The organism is Rhizobium sp. GW821-FHT14E12 (genome assembly GCF_058803745.1).
Genome location: NZ_JBXAPH010000022.1, coordinates 23,801 through 40,313 on the forward strand (window position 1 = coordinate 23,801; position 16,513 = coordinate 40,313).

Consider the following 16,513-nt stretch of genomic DNA (forward strand, 5'->3'; position numbering starts at 1 on the left):
GCGAGGTCCGCGCGGCGGGAGGCGCCGCGCGGATATCTGCTTAGTTCTTCGACGGAATGCGAGCGACCATGCGCAGTGAGGTGGTCAGTTCTTCCATCTGGAGCCATGGGCGCATCCAGGCGACGGCGTTATAGGAACCGGGCTTGCCCGGAACTTCCTGAACCGTGACCTTGGCATCGCGCAGAGGATACTTGGCGCGCGATTCCTCGCCGGCGTCGTCATTGGCGTTGACATAGTTGGAAATCCAGCGGTTCAGCCAGTTTTCGCAGTCCTCGGCCTCCATGAAGGAGCCGATCTTGTCCCGGCCCATGACCTTCAGATAATGCGCGAAGCGGGAGGTCGCCATCATGTAGGGCAGGCGCGCGGAAACGGCCGCATTGGCCGTTGCTTCCGGCTTGTCGTAAAGCTTGGGCTTGTGCGTCGTTTGCGCACCGAAGAACACGGCGTAGTCGGTGTTCTTGTAGTGGCAAAGCGGCAGGAAGCCGAGCTTGCCCAGTTCCGCGTCGCGCCGGTCGGTGATGCCAACTTCCGTCGGGCATTTCAGATCGAGATCGCCGTCGTCGCTGGAGAAGATGTGCATCGGCAGGTTCTCGACCTTGCCGCCGTTTTCGGCACCGCGGATGGCGGTGCACCAGCCGCTGCGCGCAAAGGCTTCCGTCAGCCGCGTTCCCATCACGTAAGAGGCGTTCATCCAGCAATAGGAGTTATGGTTGAGCTCGCCTGTGCTCGATCCCAGCGTTTCGTCGAAGCCGAATTCGTCGATCGGGTTCGTCTTCGGACCGTAGGGCATGCGCGCCAGCACACGCGGCAAAGCGAGGGTGACGAAGCGTGAATCGTCGCTATCGCGCAGGCTGCGCCATTTCGCGTATTCGACCGTCTCGAAGATCTTCTCGAGGTCGCGCGGGCGGGCGAGCTCACGATAATCGTCGAAGCCGAACATGCGCGGGCTTGCGGCGGAGATGAAGGGTGCGAAGGCTGCGGCTGCAATGGACGAAACGCCCTGGAGCGTCTGCACATCCTCGAACGAGTTGTCGAACTCGTAATCGCCGATCAGCGCGCCCATCGGCTCGCCACCGGGCGTGCCGAATTCGTCTTCGTAGATGGACTTGAAGAGGCGGGACTGGTCGAATTCCACCGCCTTTGCCAGGTCCTTCGATACGTCCCGCTTGGAGGCATTCAGCACGCGGATTTTCAGGTTGACGCTGGTCTCACTGTTCTTGACCAGGTAGTTCAGCCCGCGCCATGTGCCTTCGAGCTTGCTGAACTCGGGCGATTGCATGATGGCCGCGAGCTGACGGGAGATGGTCTTGTCGAGCTCGGCAATGGCGTTGTTGAGGGTGACCGTCAGGTTGCGGTCATAGGTAACCGTGCCCTTGAGGGCCTGGTCGGTGAGCGTCCGCAGGAGGTCCTGGGCGCGATCGGGTTCGGTCTGGCGCGTTGCGGCCACGACCTGGGACAGAAGGTTTTCTTCCGGCGCGAATTCGGCCTCGGGGGCCTTCAATTGGGTTTCAGCGCTCATTGTGCAATCCTTACAAGAAGGGCAGCGGTGTTCGGGGAAACGTTAGTCCGGCCGTTATCCGCTACTCGAAACAAGGGTGGGGCGATCTTGGCTGATGGATCGTCGGCGGTGATCAGTTTGCGGGCGGCTTTTGCAATGCGCTGAGTTGGGACGCCAGTTTCGAAAGGTCGCCCTTGTTCTGCAGAATGTCCTCTAGCAGGCGTTCGAGCTCCTCCGAGCGGTCGGCCTTGCTCATCAGGTCGCGAAGCTCGTTACGGGCATCGAGCAGGGCCTTCAGTGCCGGCACCTGATTGACGATCGAGCCCGGCTCGAAATCCTGCATGCTCTCGAACTTCAGCGAAACGGGAATTTGCGTGCCATTGCCCTCGATCGTGTTGTCTACCGTGATGTTCAGGCCAGGTGTCATGCGGCGCATGACATCGTCGAAGTTGTCGCGATCGATCTGGACGAACTTGCGTTCGCCGAACGGCTTGAGCGGCTGGGTCGGGTCGCCGGAAAAATCGCCAAGGACACCGACGACAAAGGGCAGTTCCTTGACGACCATCGCGCCTTCGGTCTCGACCTCGTATTTGATGTGGACGCGCGGCTTGCGAACCCGCTCCAGCTTCTCATGAACACTTGCCATACAGCTTCTCCTTCATGCCAGCGGCAAATTTCGAACTAAAGATTGTCACAACTCTGAATTCGACAAGATCAGGTTGCAAAAAAATCTGCGATGCGTGTGCTTTCATCCGCTTTTGTTGGGTTTTGGTTGAATTCCAGCGGCGGTCAGAACGGCGTTTCGGGCCTGTTGCTCGGGCAAGAGCTCGGCCAGGAGTTCGGAAAAATCCATGCGACCTCGCCTGACCAGGGTCTCGATTGCACCCGAAATCGGTGAGTGCGGCTCGGTGCGGCGGAAATAGCGCGCCACGGAAACTAGAAGCTCAAGGGCCTCTTCTCGCGACCCGATGGTCTCGGTGTTCAACGGCTTGCGAGCCGGCACCGCGTCCCTGGTGTCATTCGCGTTGGCCGCCTGAAGTTTTGATTCGCCTGCCAATGCCTCCGTCTGCGGGTCGATGCCCGCCAATGCGCGAATGGCGGCGGCGGCCTCGCGAAGAACGTTGTGTGTGTTGGAACTCGGGGGCGCCTCGCTTCCACAACGCTCGCCAAGCAGAGCCACCAGGCCGTCGAAAGCGGAGATGCAGCTGTTCAGTTCATCGAGATGCGCGCGCATTGCCGAAACCCCAGCCTCCGTGACGGCCTGATTGAGTTCATCGCGCCGTTTCGTCTCGTTGGGTCGCTGCGAAAGCTGGAAATCCCAGAGCGAATGCTGGGCGAATTTCGTTCCGGGAACGAGTGGTGTCAGCCTGATCGCCTGGATGATCGTGCCTTCGCCGCCAACACCGTTGAGGCCCGCCAAGGGGGCAAATCGCTCCTCCAGACTGTCGTTGCCGACCGAATGGAATTGCTCCCAATACTTGTCTAAAAGCGACATCATGGCGAGATAGATGTCCCGCAAGCCTTCAAAACCGCGCAGTCGCAACTCTGCTTCGGCAAGCCAGGCCAATACTTCGAGGTCCTTGCTTTTTGAAGAAACGATCTGCAATCCAAGATTGCTAACCTCTGTCCAGGCTGGTGAAATCCCAATATTCTCCCCCGGTGATATACCTCGTTCTGCAGTGCGGGCCTGGTTCCTCGCGTCTTTTATTCTATAGTATATTTCACGCATCGAAGTATCTTCACGCAGATTTTCTCCGCATGGCGCATTTTCTACAAATGGATCTGCAATGTCTCGAATGTTAAACAGGGTATTAACTCCGAAATTCTCGATACATCAATGGAACGCGGAATACTGATGCGGAGATATTGGCTTGTCAACCGCATATATTCTGCGAAGGAATTGTGACAGATGGTAATTTCTGGCCTGAAAGAAAAAATGATATTTGAGCCTAGACAATGACAGATAGCCGCCCTAGTTGTTTCGCCGATTGGTTAGGTTGAGTAGGCCAAAATTTGGGGAGGAGATTTTCCGGTTGTCCAACATCGATCTCAATCGTCTCATCGGAACGCTTGAGCCTACCCTGCGGGTCGGATTGGAGGCCGCTGCGTCGCTCGCCGCGCGCAATCGGCACGCGATGGTTGATGTCGCACACTGGATAAGAGTGCTGCTCGATGGAACAGAAGTTAGCTACGTTTTTGAACAACTTAGCGTTTCCGCCGAGGCGCTCAGGACCGAGCTTGACGCAGCGATTGCTGACCTTCCCCGTGATGGTGGAGCGACGCTTGTCCTGTCATCGAACCTGCTTGCGCTTTTGCGTGAGGCGTGGCTCGTCGCCTCCTTGCAATGCGGTCGCAATACGATCGCTCTGGCCGATGTCCTGACTGCCCTTACGACCGATCAGTCGCTGCGAATCGTTGCACGTGGTATTGCTCCTTCTCTTCGCAATCTTGATCGGAATGCGCTCGAAAATCAGTTGAGCGTCATTCCGTCTCCCGATATTTCAACGCCGATTACGCCGCATTCCGGCGGAATTTCCACCGCGGGTGAGAACGAATTTTTGCGGCTTTACACCCGCGACATGACGGCGGATGCCAGATCGGGTCGAATCGATCCGGTGATTGGACGGGATCGCGAATTGCGTCAGGTCATCGACATCCTAATGCGTCGCCGACAGAACAATCCCATCCTCGTCGGTGAGGCAGGTGTGGGCAAAACTGCGGTCGCAGAGGCGCTCGCTTTGGAAATCGCTTCGGGCAATGTCTCGGACATGCTGAAGCCCGTGCGCCTCCTGCTCCTCGACCTTAGCCTGCTGCAAGCCGGAGCGGGCGTAAAAGGAGAGTTCGAGAGAAGATTGCACGGCGTAGTTGATGCCGCCAAAGCTTCGGTGGAGCCCATCATCCTATTCATCGATGAGGCGCATGGCCTGATCGGTGCCGGAGGACAAGCCGGACAGGGCGATGCGGCAAACATCCTCAAGCCGGCATTGGCCCGCGGTGAATTGCGCACGATCGCTGCGACGACATGGAACGAATACAAGCGCTACATCGAGAAGGATGCGGCGTTGACCCGTCGTTTCCAGGTCGTGCAAATTCGAGAACCGGATGAAGAAACGGCAATCCGTATGCTGCGTGGCATTGTCGCCAGCTTCAAGGCACATCACAAAGTCAGGATCCGCGACGAGGCGCTTTCAGCGGCGGTTCGTCTCTCTGCTCGCTACATTCCAGATCGCCAGCTGCCGGATAAGGCGATCAGCCTGATCGATACGGCCGCCGCTGCGGTCTCGCTTGCCCGGCAGACGATCCCCGAGGCCCTGAAAGGGTTGAGAAACGAACAGGATATGCTCGAAGCGGAAGCCGCTGCGCTTCTGATCGAACCGCCTACCGCCGAGATCGTCGCGCGTCTTGCGGTGATCGACGCCGAGCGATTGGAGGTCTCCACCGAGCTGGATGAGCTGCAAGCTAAGTTTGACGAGGAGATGCGCCTGGCGCGTGAGGCCGACCGTCTCGAAGCGTCGTTCGCCGATACCGGCGCGGCCAACGATACGATGACGCCGATCGAAGGTGGTAATGTCGCGCCTTTGGCATCGCAAGGCACTCTTTCCGAAGGCGCGCGTTCGGCGTTAATGTTGGCAGAGCGCAATCTTGCTGAGGTCGCGGGCGAAAGCCCACTCGTTCCCCGCGTCGTCGACAGGGAAGTCATTGCCGGTATCGTGGCGCGCTGGACGGGCATTCCCGTCGGCAAGCTGCTGTCGGATCAGGTCGAAACGGTCAAGACGCTGGACGCGCGACTGAGGGAGCGCGTCATCGGACAGGATGCGGCCATCGGCCGGATTTCAGCCGCGATGCGCTCTGCGAGGGCGGGACTCTCCGACCCACGCCGGCCACCGGCTGTGTTCCTGCTGGTCGGCATGTCGGGAACGGGAAAGACGGAAACGGCGCTTTCGCTTGCCGATCTGCTTTATGGCGGCAGCCAGTATCTGACGACGATCAACATGTCGGAGTTCAAGGAGGAGCATAAGGTTTCGATGCTTCTCGGATCGCCGCCCGGCTATGTCGGCTATGGGGAGGGCGGGGTTCTGACCGAGGCCGTCCGCCGGCGCCCCTACGGTGTGCTGCTGCTCGACGAGATCGACAAGGCACATCCAGGCGTGCAGGAAGTCTTCTACCAGGTGTTCGACAAGGGCACGCTGCGCGATGGCGAAGGCCGCGATATCGACTTCAAGAATACGACCATCGTCATGACGGCCAATACCGGCTCGGAATTGCTGACGGCTCTATCTGCCGATCCCGACACCATGCCTGAAGGCGAGGCGCTGGAAACGCTGCTGCTTCCCGAATTGCAGAAGCACTTCAAGCCGGCCTTTATCGGGCGGACGATCGTCCTGCCCTTCATGCCGTTGAGCGGAGAGACGCTGAGCGGGATCGTCGATATCCAGATCGGCCGCATTCGCGATCGCGTCGAGGCCGCCTACGGGACAGACGTGTCGCTGTCGATAGCCGCCCGCGAAGCGCTTGTGGCGCGCGCGAAGGCCAGCGAGATGGGTGCCCGCACCATCGAAATCATGATCGCCCGTGATCTCCTGCCGGAGCTCTCGACCTTTTTCCTCGATGCGCTTGCCGAAGGACGCAAGGTCGCCCGCATCGATATCAGTTTCCACGACCACCGTTTCCTCATCGAGGGACAGGCGGTGGACGACACGGAATTCGCCGATCCGCAGGGCGGTGCGGCGAATGAAGCAGCCCCGGACGAACGTCCTGTCCGGATGCGGCATTAGACGGAAAGGTAACCGCGCCTTGACGCAACGAGGCGAATTCAATTCTAACAGGAGTGTTGATAGCATGCCGATTTATCTGCAAATCGACGGTATCCAGGGCGATGCCACCCACGAGCAACACAAGAAGTGGATGGACATCGAAGTCATCCATTGGAACGTTGCGCGCAACGTCAAGACTTCGGCCGGTTCGGCTGCGAACCGCGAAGCTTCCGAGCCGACCGTTTCGGAAGTCATCCTGACCAAGGTCAGCGATTCGTCGTCGACGAAGCTGTTTCAGGAAGCATGCTCGGGCCGCACCGGCAAGCAGGCTGTCATCCATCTGGTGACGACCGGCAATCCTGGCGACACCTATATCGAATACACGCTGACCAATACGCTGATCGCCAGCTACTCGGTCGATTCCAATGGGGATCGTCCGGTCGAAACGATCAAGCTCAACTTCACCAAGATGGAAGTGAAGTACACGCCATACGACGATTCGCAGTCGCCGCAGTCGCCGATGATCGCGTCCTACGACCTGGCGACGACCAAGGCTGCCTGACGATAACACTGTTTTCCGGCGCGTTACGACTAGGCGCGCCGGAACCGGGTTCGACGCCAGATCGCCACTGCGGTGGCGGTTTGCACGTTTCTGACAACGTTTCTCATTGAGGTTGCCATGGTAGATTTCTCTGTTTCGTCGCCGGCGCTGCAAATGGAGCCGGTGAAGCAGACCGACCTTCCGCCAATGCGGCGCGCAGGGCGCGGTCCTTCCTATGATTATTTCTTGTGGCCGAGCGGCCCGCGCGATTACGCCGCCCGCAACCAAGCCGCGGGTGCGTTCGCATCTGGTCTCCGATCAGTTATGGAGAAAGCGAATGAGATGTCATTGACGCACTGGTTAACGGTGTGGCTGCGAAACAACGAGCCCCCCATCATCCGGGAAATGGACATCAATCATCATTCGGTCTTCGTGGCTCAGTTCAACTATACGGTGACTGATGGCGAGGTCCGGACCTATATGGCTCGAGGTGCCTATTTGCTAGGCTCGGTCGCTGCGCGCGCCGACATTGGCAAGATCCTGACGCCGGAAGCGCTCTATGGTCCCAGCATGCGTGAAACTGTGCCGAATGGCACCTTGTACCAGATCGCCTATCTCGTCGGTGGTCGCAGGCAGGTGGTCGGCAGCGCCGGCAAGGCGGGCTCTACAAGTTCATTGGTAGGATAAGACGCCGATGAACGATCAGCCCTCGGCAAATGATTTCATCCAGGCGACCCGAAATCTCAGGGTCGTTTCGCCGCTTGGTACGGACCAACTGCTGCCGGAGCGGGTGACGATAACGGAAGGCGTATCCTCGCTTTTCGATATCCGGCTTTCCGTGCGTGCCAAGCGTGAAGTCGTCCAGCCGGAGGATCTGATCGGTCGCCTGGTGGATGTCTCCATCGAGGTGCAGCAGGGCGAGGATGGTGGCGACGGCGTGCGCCGCCCCTTCAACGGACTGGTCGTTTCCCTTCACGAGGGGCCACCGATCACCCGCGGGCTCCGCTCCTATTCGATGGTGCTGAAGCCGCAGATGTGGCTTCTCTCCCAGCGTTCCGATTGCCGGATCTGGATGGACAAGACGAGCATCGATATCGTCGAGACGCTGTTTTCCGAGCACGGCATTCCCGCACCTGACGTCTCCGGCATCGTGACGCCGCCGCCGCCGCAACATTATTCGGTGCAGTGGAACGAGACGGACCTCGACTTTCTGACCCGCCGCTTCGAGGAGGACGGGCTGTTCTACTGGTTCAGCCACGAGAACGGCAGTCACCGGCTGCATGTCGCCGATGGCGCAAGCTCATGGGCAGGGCCTTCTCCTTCCGCCGAAGGCGAGGCAAGGGTGCGCCTGGCACAGGGTTCGTCCGATCGTAACCACATCACCGAATGGATGCGGCACTACGCCTATGTTCCCGGCCAACGAGCCGGCGCCGACTGGAATTTCGAGACGCCGCAAATGGTGCCGGCGACGACAACGCCTTCGCTCGTGCAGATGCCCGGCGCGATGAAGCGGGAGCTTTATGAATTCCCCGCGCGCATAAGCTCGGTGTCCGAAGCCGAGCGGGCACAGAAATTGCGGATGCAGGCAACCGAGGCCGATCACAACAGGGTCGTCGGCCAGTCGACATCGCGCGTCCTCGAGGCCGGCCGGCGCTTTACGCCCTATGAGATGGCGCATCCCGAGCACGTCTACGAAGAGCATGTGATCGTCAAGGCGACCCATTTCGCCATCGATCCCTCCTATGAGACGAACACCGACCAGCCGGAATATACCAATGAATTTGAGGCGGTGCCGTCGCGCGTCTCCATGACGCCGCATCGGCAGACGGAACGTCCGCGCATCCGCGGCAATCAGGTCGCCATCGTCGCCGGGCCCTCCGGCGAGGAAATCCACCCGGACCAATATGGCCGCATCAAGCTCTGGTATCCCTGGGACCGCCGCGCCAAGAAGGACGGCTCCGACACTTGCTGGGTCCGCGTCGCCCAGAACTGGGCCGGCGGCAACTGGGGCGGTCAGATCATTCCGCGTATCGGCATGGAAGTCATGGTCGCCTTCATCGACGGCGACCCGGATCGCCCGCTGGTGACCGGCGTTGTGCCGAACCCCAGCAATGCAGTGCCTTACGATTTGCCCGGCAACAAGACCCGCATGGTCATGCGCTCCAACACCCACAAGGGCACCGGCTTCAACGAGATGACCTTCGAGGATGATGCCGGCCGCGAGAACATGTTCTTCCACGCCCAGAAAGACCAGACGACCCGCATCCGCAACGACCGCACCAAACGCGTCGACCGCCACGAAGTCGCCTCCATCGGCGGCAACCGCGCCGTCGAGGTGAGCGGCAACCAAAAGCACGAGATCGGCGGATCGGTGAACACGGTGGTAGGCGGTACCGGGCCGATGGCGATGGCGCTGATGGGGGCGGTGCAGGGGCTTTCAGGGCAGACGGCCGGATTGCTTTCTCAGGCCGGGCAGATTGCCGGCGGCGGCGGACCCGGACTTGCCGCCTTCGCAGGCACGATTGCCTCTTCTGCGTTAGGTTTTCTCGGAATGGGTGGCCTTGGTAGCCGTGAGGGCGTCGTGGCGGGTTCCAATCCGCGCGCCGATGCAGGCACCGCGCTTGGTGGCTCCGGCACCGGTGTTGGGGAAGCAGCCGGTGGTCTCTTTCCGCTTCCGGGCATCATGAACACGGTTGTCGGCTCGTTCAAGTCGGACACGATCGGCGTTGCACGCGTTGAACAGATCGGCGTGAGCAAGGTGACGAATGTTGGCCAGACGTCTCTCGAAAGCGTCGGAAAATTCAAGAAGATCGCTGTCGGAGAGGAATTCGTCATCGAGTGCGGCGACTCCAAATTCATCATGAAATCCAACGGCGAAGTCATCATCCTTGGCAAGTCGTTTAACTTCGTGGCTACCGATCATTTCCAGATGCGCGGCAAACCCATCGATCTGAACTGAGAAGGGTGCGTGCGTGGAACTGATCAACCGGCTTCCTTTTCCGGCCATGGCCTTTCGGCAATTCGATGCCGAGGGAAACCTGGATTGTGTCATCGCGGTTCGAGGCACGTTCATGCATCGCCAAAACGGTCCGCTCGATCTTGCGCCGGAACAGGAGGAGTTCCAGTGGGAAGATGTTTACGACGGCGATCCGCATACCGGCATCATGCTACGGCAAACCGACCTGACGCCGGAAAAACCTGGCACTGACGTAACCTTTCTTGGCAATGCCTATGTCCCTGAGGGGAGGCCTGCCGGCTCCTGGCAGGTTTCGCTTCTTGCGGGTCCTCTGCAGAAGACCCTGCAAGTGCACGGCGAACGTTTCTGGAAGCCGGTTGTCAGCGACGCCTGGGCAGGATTTTCGGCGCGAGAACCGAAGCGCGTCCTGAAGGATTGGCGGCTTTCGGACGCGGCACCCGCCGACCACGTGCCAATGACTTGGGCAAGAGCCTATGGCGGCGCGGTTCCGGGCACGGGTGATCCGGAAGCCGATGTGCCGATGGATGTCGAAGCGCACAACCCCTTGGGGTGCGGCATCGTCAATCTACAGATGGACGCAGGTTCCACTCCCGCCCCGGCACCACAGATCACGTCCGCTGATGGGGATCAGCTGGATTGGCGTATCCCGCCGCAGCCGCAAGGTTTCGGACCTGTTGCTCCCTGGTGGCGTTTTCGCCAGAAATATGCCGGCACCTATGACGATCAATGGCTGAACGAACGTCATCCATTGTTGCCGGCGGATTTCGACACGCGCTTCTGGCAGTGCGCTCATCCGGACCTGATCGCCATGCCCCATCTGATGGGTGACGAGACCTATCAACTCGAAAACCTGCACAAGAGCCTGCCGCGAGCGACGGGGCAATTGCCGGGTCTGACGTTCGGCGTTCACTGCATGCGCGAGGGTACGGGCGATTGGCGCGTCTTGAAGCTCGACGGCGTTCATTTCGATTGGCGCAGTGACGATCGCGTATTTCTGACCTGGCGCGTGCGGTTTCCGCTTCCAGAAGCGGCAGATGCGAAGCTTACGTTGACGCGGGTTAAGATGGGCGGCGTGTCGTCAAATGCTCAAGCCGAGGTGCCGGCATGAGCATATCGCGCGACGACTATATCGGCGAACCCGGCTATCCCGCTCCCTGGACGACAAAGCGGCCACTCGAAGGCCTTCGTGACATCGATGAAGCGCGGATCGTGTCGCTTTCGCCGGATGTATGCTTGACGCCCGTCGGCTCCTCCGTTGTGCCGATCCCTTATCCGGTCGTGGATTATTGCGGCCATGATGAGAATTATACGCCTTCAGTACGCTTCACCGGCAAGAAGGTCATGGTCATGCGTTCCTGCACGACCCATGTGCATGGCGACGCGCCCGGAACGAGGAAAGGCGTGAAATCGGGCACAGTTGAAAGTATCTGCGAGCCGATTGGTCACGCCGCGCAGGTACGTGCGGAGGGTTCGAACGTCATCCGACATCTCGATCGCTTCTGGATGAATAATAAGAATACCCAGGGGGAAGCGATTTTCGTCAAGAATACGAAAACCTTTGATCCGCCGAGTGACGATGACCCGATACGTGGTTCGCTACGTGCTGTGAAGGCTACCACGGGCCAATCGAACACTCCAACTCCCCGTGTTCCTCCCGGAGCGGTTCTCGGTTTGGTGGCTCCAGCGGGTGGTGTGGCAACGCTGCTTGGGGAGGGTGCCGCAGCTGGAACAGCCGCAACTGGAGGAACGGCGACAACCGCAGTCGGAGGAACGACAGCGGCAGCGACCGGTGTAGGGCTCGGTACAGTATTGGCTGGAATCGGTATCTTTGCCGTGGGTGTGTTGTTCCCCACCAACAAGATGAATTTTTCCGATTTTGTTCCACAAGATGATTACGAAGCCAAGCGCATTCAAGAAGCACAGCGGCAGATAAACGATCTACCCTTTTGGGATAGCGGCACTACCATAAGGCGGCAAACTGTTGCGGAACTTCGTAAACGCAGAGAAACGCTCACGGCGCCTCAGGCGGTACCAATTCCTCAATCGGACAATGCCCGCGTCGATACTCCCCGGTGTTATGTGCTGCCGCTTCATTTCACGGTACCTGCAAATGGCACACGTGTCGAAATGCAAAGGCAACTGGATCTACAGCAATCGGCTTTGAACAGTAAGGATCCTTGTGCTGCAGCAAATGATATTGCCAATTACCCGATTTCAAAACCAATTGGCGAGGCGGCAAGGCCTATCGAAAGGCGGCGCCTGATTTCAAGAAATGCGTCAATCATCCGAACTTTAAATCCTAGTATTTCCGAGTCTCAGGCAACAGACTTGGCGACACAGCAAGCTGCGAATAAGGATGCCATCCATACTCTCGATATGGTCGCAGGCGGTAAGCCGACCGTGTTTTCAGGTTTGGGAGGACGAAGTGAAAATAGATCGATAGGATCACAGTGGGGGCGTGGCGGAAAAGCTGCTGAGCTCAGTGCTTATGCGGTTGACCAATGCCGAAACAGATGCCCGCGTATGCAGACGCTATTAAAAGCGATTTAAGGAGGTCATGTGTCAAACACCGAATTTCTTGAAGCGCGAGGTGAACCTCGACAAGCTAAACGGGTTTCGGAAGCCGAAGCAGAAAAAGCCGCCGGCAGGCTCTCCGATGATTTGAGGCGGTTTTGGATGCAGCATGGCATCGGATACTATGCTGATCGGAACTACTATCTATGCACGCCATTTATGTTTGACGATTTCCTTGCGGGCATATTGGCGAAAGCGCCGAACCTGCGAAGCGAGGATTTTGCGGCGTTTGGATATTCGAGCCTGGGAGCGATCGATCTTTGGCACAGGGAGGGGCGTCATTTTACTCTTTCGCTTGATGTCGCTCTTCTCATGGATCTGACAAGTCGCAGGGAAACCGATCCTCCGCCGCATGAGCTGCAGGAGCTATACAGTCTCGCGGGTGTTGAAATGCCGGAGAATGCCGTCGAGCTTTTCCTGGAATCTCGAAAGGCTCCCGAGGATATATGGAATATTCTGATGAGCGCGACTTTGCCCGACACCTATAAGTTCATCGAGGATGAAAATGGGCGTCAGCTCTTGCCGCAGTTGCGCAAAGCACATGGTCTGCTGTCGGAGGAGGAAATCTATCTTCGCGAGAACCTAGAGCTTGCCAATCTGGCAACGTCCTATCGAAGAGTGAAGCTGACGGAACCACTTAGCCGACTGCCACGCTCGCTGCATTATTCATTTGCTGTCGAGATCGACGGGCGTCAGGATATTCTTACTGAGACCGTTCCGGTCATCGACGTGTCAGGTCAATAAGCGCGGATCTATGTTCAAATCGAAGTCGCGCCCGGGCCGCTTCCGACTGTGAAAATTACCGATGTTCTGCGCGCCGAGCTCTACCGGTAAGGAAGTGAAACAGGCCCATGACCGACGTAATGGAAGACGACGAGGATTTCGATGAGCTGTACGGCAAGTGGGAGCCGAAGCTGTATCACGCTGCCATGGCGGAAAACGATCGTTTTTTTGCACTTCTGGTCGGCGGTCCGCGCTGGGATGATCCTTACACCATTATCCTCACTCGCGATGTCGAGGCGCAGACTTTCTCACGCTCGGATGTCCGCCGGGAACTGCGCGATATCCGCGTCTTACCGTCGCTAGATAGGGATGCTGCACCGTCCTATGTGACGCTCAGCTTGAATGGCGATATATACGTTGTCCGCCCGCAGGGATCGGAACACTCAGTCATTCCAGGCAGTCGGGCCGAGTCAGAGGACGCGCCGGACATCACATTCAACTCCATCCTTCCGCTTGACGATTGCTGGCTGGTGGCCGGCAGCGACGGATTCCTGAAACTCGGCATGGGCGCGACCTGGGGAGACATCGCCCCGTCGCTGCACCCAGAATATCCCTATAAAGAACCAAACTGGTCGATCCTAGGTCGCAACCGCAACGGCGATATCTTCGTCGTCGCTACCCAGGCGGTGAATAGACGTTACTTCAATCTCTATCCCGGCCATCCTCTCTATCGCGAGGACATGTCGGGGGACGAAAAGTACGAACTCCAGAAAAAGCTCTACGCCGAAGGGACTGCATATCCGCAACTGAAGACGCTGTTCACCGGGCGGCCCGGCGCCTGGAAGCGGCATGAATTTCCAGATCGCATCGCGCGCTCGCTGCCCGCCTATTCCTATGTCTCCGGCTTTGAAAGCGGTGAGAGCGGCAACGACTATGTCATCGGCTCCGACGGTCTCGTGATGGAGGGGACGCCCTCGAGGGGCTTTGCCGAGATCTCCTCGCTTCCTGATCGGGAAAAGAACTTCTCCGAGGGGGCCTGGTGGCGTGGCGATCTGATCCTGAGGGCGGGCTCCGAATTGTTCCGTTTTGACGGTCATCTGGCGAAGACGTTTACGCCGAAGGTGAATATCAAACTGGGATCCAAACGAGTACAACCGTCCGTTATTTTTGCCCGCAACGATAAGCTCTATGTCTTCGACTACGGCCTTCGCTACTTCATCTTTGATGGCAACGAATGGACCCGACGCGATATACCAGAGGATTTGTCGGAGCGGCCCTTCAAAGGGGCCAAATAGGGAGAATGAATCCTTGACCTGGATCATCCGCTGCTAAGAAGTTGTGTTGCAGGGGGCGGTAAGGCAAGGGCTGCTCGCAACATGGGGCCTGTTCGAAAACTGATGGAGAAGACCTTCTGACAAAGATCGAATTTACCCGCGCCTGCGCTGTTTCCGAGAATGTCGTGATCGTCAATGCCGTGTTGGAGACATCGGACACGTATGATCCTGACTGCCGGATCTATCGTTTTGAGCACGACGGCAAAGTTGGCGAACAATGGTACTACGACAACTTTAATTTCCACATGCAGGACATAACGTTGTTCCGCAATCCGGATATCAATGCTGCGACTGAGTATCTGACGTACATGTCTTCGGAGGGCGACGTATACCATGCGTGGCGAGAGGGTAATTTTCGAGAGAAAATAAAGGGGGCCGGGACTTGGGTCGATGATGCCAAGGGTTATGGTCGCATGTTTGCTATCTCACAGATAGGAAATAGGCTTTATGCGACGGGTGATGGCGGGCAATTCTACGTGCGCCATGGGCGAGATGACTGGCGTTTTGTGACAGACAGCTTGCTCTTCGATCCTGTGAAGTATCGAGAGCAACGCAAAAATCGTCCCAAGACAGATGATCCGGATTATTTGTTCTGGTTGATGGAATCTAAGAAAAGCAAGCCACGCAACGTTTTATTTAATGGTGTCAAAGGTATCGATGAGGACGCGATTTATTTATGTGGCGAAGAGGGTACAAAGCCAGTCCTCTGCTTCTGGGATGGCGCTGCGCTTCATGAACTGAATACCCATCTTCCGGAGGCGGCTCTCACCGGCATATACATAGAAAGCCCTGACAGTATTTGGGTTTGTGGTCGAGAAGGCGTGTTGCTGCATGGTAGCTACGCTCGCGGTTTCACGCCGGTGTCGCTCCGGCAACAGCACAATCTGTTTCACATGATTACGCCCTATCGTGGCAAATTGGTTTTGCCGTCAAGTACGCGTCTGGGCGGACTCTTCGAGGTCGATCCGAAAACGTCCGACCTGAAAAGATTTTCTCCGTCGTTGCCGAAATTGCGTGGCGACTACATCTTTTACACCGGTGTAGTGGGGGATGTTCTCTGGGTTGTCGGCCAGAAGGACATTTTCCGTTTCGATGGAGCCGAGTGGGAACGGATCGAGCATCCGGATATATAATTCTTGCTTCCCTAGAATCCGAAGGTTTGGAGGAGTAGGAATGGGGATCGGATATCTTTGGTGTGAATAAGATCTACGAAGACATAGTACATAAATACGGAAAGCCCGCTTTGCAGGTTCCGTTTACGGACCAAGAGCATTTAGCGCTTCGGAAATTTCTCCCGGACCAAGTTGCCGATTTTTGCTTCGATATCGGTCTATCGGTGTTGCGTGGCGGGTTGATTCAATCATGCCATCCCGACGATATGAAGGGAGTTCTTGCGCTTATCTTTGGTGCTGACAAGGATTTTTCCCACAACAATTGCCATGCTTTCGCGTACTCCGCTTTTGGCGTTATTTTCTTTTGGATGGAAGACTATGGCTACGGCAATATCAGTGTTTATGAAGGGCGTTTGACCCAGAAGAACTTCGTCAAGGGTCAACATGCGGGAGCGTTGGCGACCAATACGGTCTCAGTACCATTCTGGTTATCGGATCCGGCGCTGGATTTTGAGGACGGGGCCGGTAAGCCACTGTTCAAGCGGGCAGCGAAGAAGCTTGGACCTATTGAAATTGGCGAATGTTATGGTTTCGTGCCCGCTTTAGCGCTTGGAGGAGTTGCGGATATTGCTCACCTCAAACGCCTGAAGGCACCAGAACATTTTGCTATCGTCGCGCAGACCATGGAGTACAATCTGATCGATGTTCAGGGATATGGACAGTCGGTCGTCGTGCGCCCGATAGGGCCGCGGTAGTCTTTTGCAGTGCCTTCAGCGAAGCTGAGCGACTTCACAAATTCTCGCGAAGCGGTGTGGTGATCAACTCCTTCTGAGTTACGGTCGTCGATTCGAAAGGAAATAATCCGCTGCCGTACTGATTGGGGTGATAGAGAGCGACTGCCGTTGGCATTGGTGCATTGGTGCATTGGTGCATGGGTCACAAGGGGAACGGCTTTCTGTCTTTGAAGCAGACGCTATACCTTTGCTGCTTTGCAGCGGCC

13 protein-coding genes are annotated in these 16,513 nt (G+C 57.6%); 10 read left to right on the forward strand and 3 right to left on the reverse strand.

Annotated features, from left to right (window positions below; genetic code table 11):
• Nucleotides 1-40: 40 nt before the first annotated feature.
• The 3 genes from tssC to tssA form a co-directional block, all read right to left on the reverse strand.
• On the reverse strand, nt 41-1,519 hold the full coding sequence (gene tssC, locus AC1RO0_RS31390) for a type VI secretion system contractile sheath large subunit (RefSeq protein ID WP_498596426.1): 1,479 nt from the start codon (nt 1,517-1,519) through the stop codon (nt 41-43).
• A gap of 112 nt (nt 1,520-1,631) precedes the next feature.
• On the reverse strand, nt 1,632-2,144 hold the full coding sequence (gene tssB / locus AC1RO0_RS31395; RefSeq protein WP_498596427.1) for a type VI secretion system contractile sheath small subunit: 513 nt from the start codon (nt 2,142-2,144) through the stop codon (nt 1,632-1,634).
• Nucleotides 2,145-2,246: 102 nt separating this feature from the next.
• A complete protein-coding gene (tssA, locus tag AC1RO0_RS31400; RefSeq protein ID WP_498596439.1) occupies nt 2,247-3,245 on the reverse strand; it encodes a type VI secretion system protein TssA in 999 nt (332 codons plus the stop codon).
• 286 nt (nt 3,246-3,531) lie between these two features.
• Here tssA and tssH point away from each other — a divergent pair, with 286 nt between their 5' ends.
• The 10 genes from tssH (at nt 3,532) to AC1RO0_RS31450 (ending at nt 16,268) form a co-directional block, all read left to right on the forward strand.
• Nucleotides 3,532-6,273: a type VI secretion system ATPase TssH gene (gene tssH, locus AC1RO0_RS31405; RefSeq protein WP_498596428.1), complete on the forward strand. Its 2,742-nt coding sequence runs from the start codon at nt 3,532-3,534 to the stop codon at nt 6,271-6,273.
• 64 nt (nt 6,274-6,337) lie between these two features.
• Complete coding sequence (locus AC1RO0_RS31410; RefSeq protein WP_498596429.1) at nt 6,338-6,814, forward strand: Hcp family type VI secretion system effector; 477 nt, start codon at nt 6,338-6,340, stop codon at nt 6,812-6,814.
• Between the two features lie 117 nt (nt 6,815-6,931).
• Complete coding sequence (locus tag AC1RO0_RS31415) at nt 6,932-7,480, forward strand: hypothetical protein (protein ID WP_498596430.1); 549 nt, start codon at nt 6,932-6,934, stop codon at nt 7,478-7,480.
• A gap of 7 nt (nt 7,481-7,487) precedes the next feature.
• Nucleotides 7,488-9,752 carry a type VI secretion system tip protein TssI/VgrG gene (tssI, locus tag AC1RO0_RS31420; RefSeq protein ID WP_498596431.1) on the forward strand — a complete coding sequence of 755 codons (2,265 nt, stop codon included), beginning with the start codon at nt 7,488-7,490 and terminating at the stop codon, nt 9,750-9,752.
• A 46-nt stretch (nt 9,753-9,798) separates the two neighbouring features.
• Nucleotides 9,799-10,878 (forward strand): DUF2169 family type VI secretion system accessory protein, encoded by a 1,080-nt coding sequence (locus AC1RO0_RS31425; RefSeq protein WP_498596440.1) that lies wholly within the window; start codon nt 9,799-9,801, stop codon nt 10,876-10,878.
• Nucleotides 10,875-12,320 carry a PAAR-like domain-containing protein gene (locus AC1RO0_RS31430; RefSeq protein WP_498596432.1) on the forward strand — a complete coding sequence of 482 codons (1,446 nt, stop codon included), beginning with the start codon at nt 10,875-10,877 and terminating at the stop codon, nt 12,318-12,320. Before AC1RO0_RS31425 ends, AC1RO0_RS31430 begins: the two co-directional genes overlap by 4 nt.
• A 9-nt stretch (nt 12,321-12,329) precedes the next feature.
• Nucleotides 12,330-13,088 carry a GAD-like domain-containing protein gene (locus AC1RO0_RS31435; protein WP_498596433.1) on the forward strand — a complete coding sequence of 253 codons (759 nt, stop codon included), beginning with the start codon at nt 12,330-12,332 and terminating at the stop codon, nt 13,086-13,088.
• 107 nt (nt 13,089-13,195) lie between these two features.
• Entirely contained in the window at nt 13,196-14,362 is a 1,167-nt protein-coding gene (locus AC1RO0_RS31440) for a hypothetical protein (RefSeq protein WP_498596434.1), read from the forward strand.
• 164 nt (nt 14,363-14,526) lie between these two features.
• Nucleotides 14,527-15,534 (forward strand): hypothetical protein, encoded by a 1,008-nt coding sequence (locus AC1RO0_RS31445; protein WP_498596435.1) that lies wholly within the window; start codon nt 14,527-14,529, stop codon nt 15,532-15,534.
• Nucleotides 15,535-15,596: 62 nt separating this feature from the next.
• Nucleotides 15,597-16,268 (forward strand): T6SS immunity protein Tdi1 domain-containing protein, encoded by a 672-nt coding sequence (locus AC1RO0_RS31450; RefSeq protein WP_498596436.1) that lies wholly within the window; start codon nt 15,597-15,599, stop codon nt 16,266-16,268.
• Nucleotides 16,269-16,513: the final 245 nt, after the last annotated feature.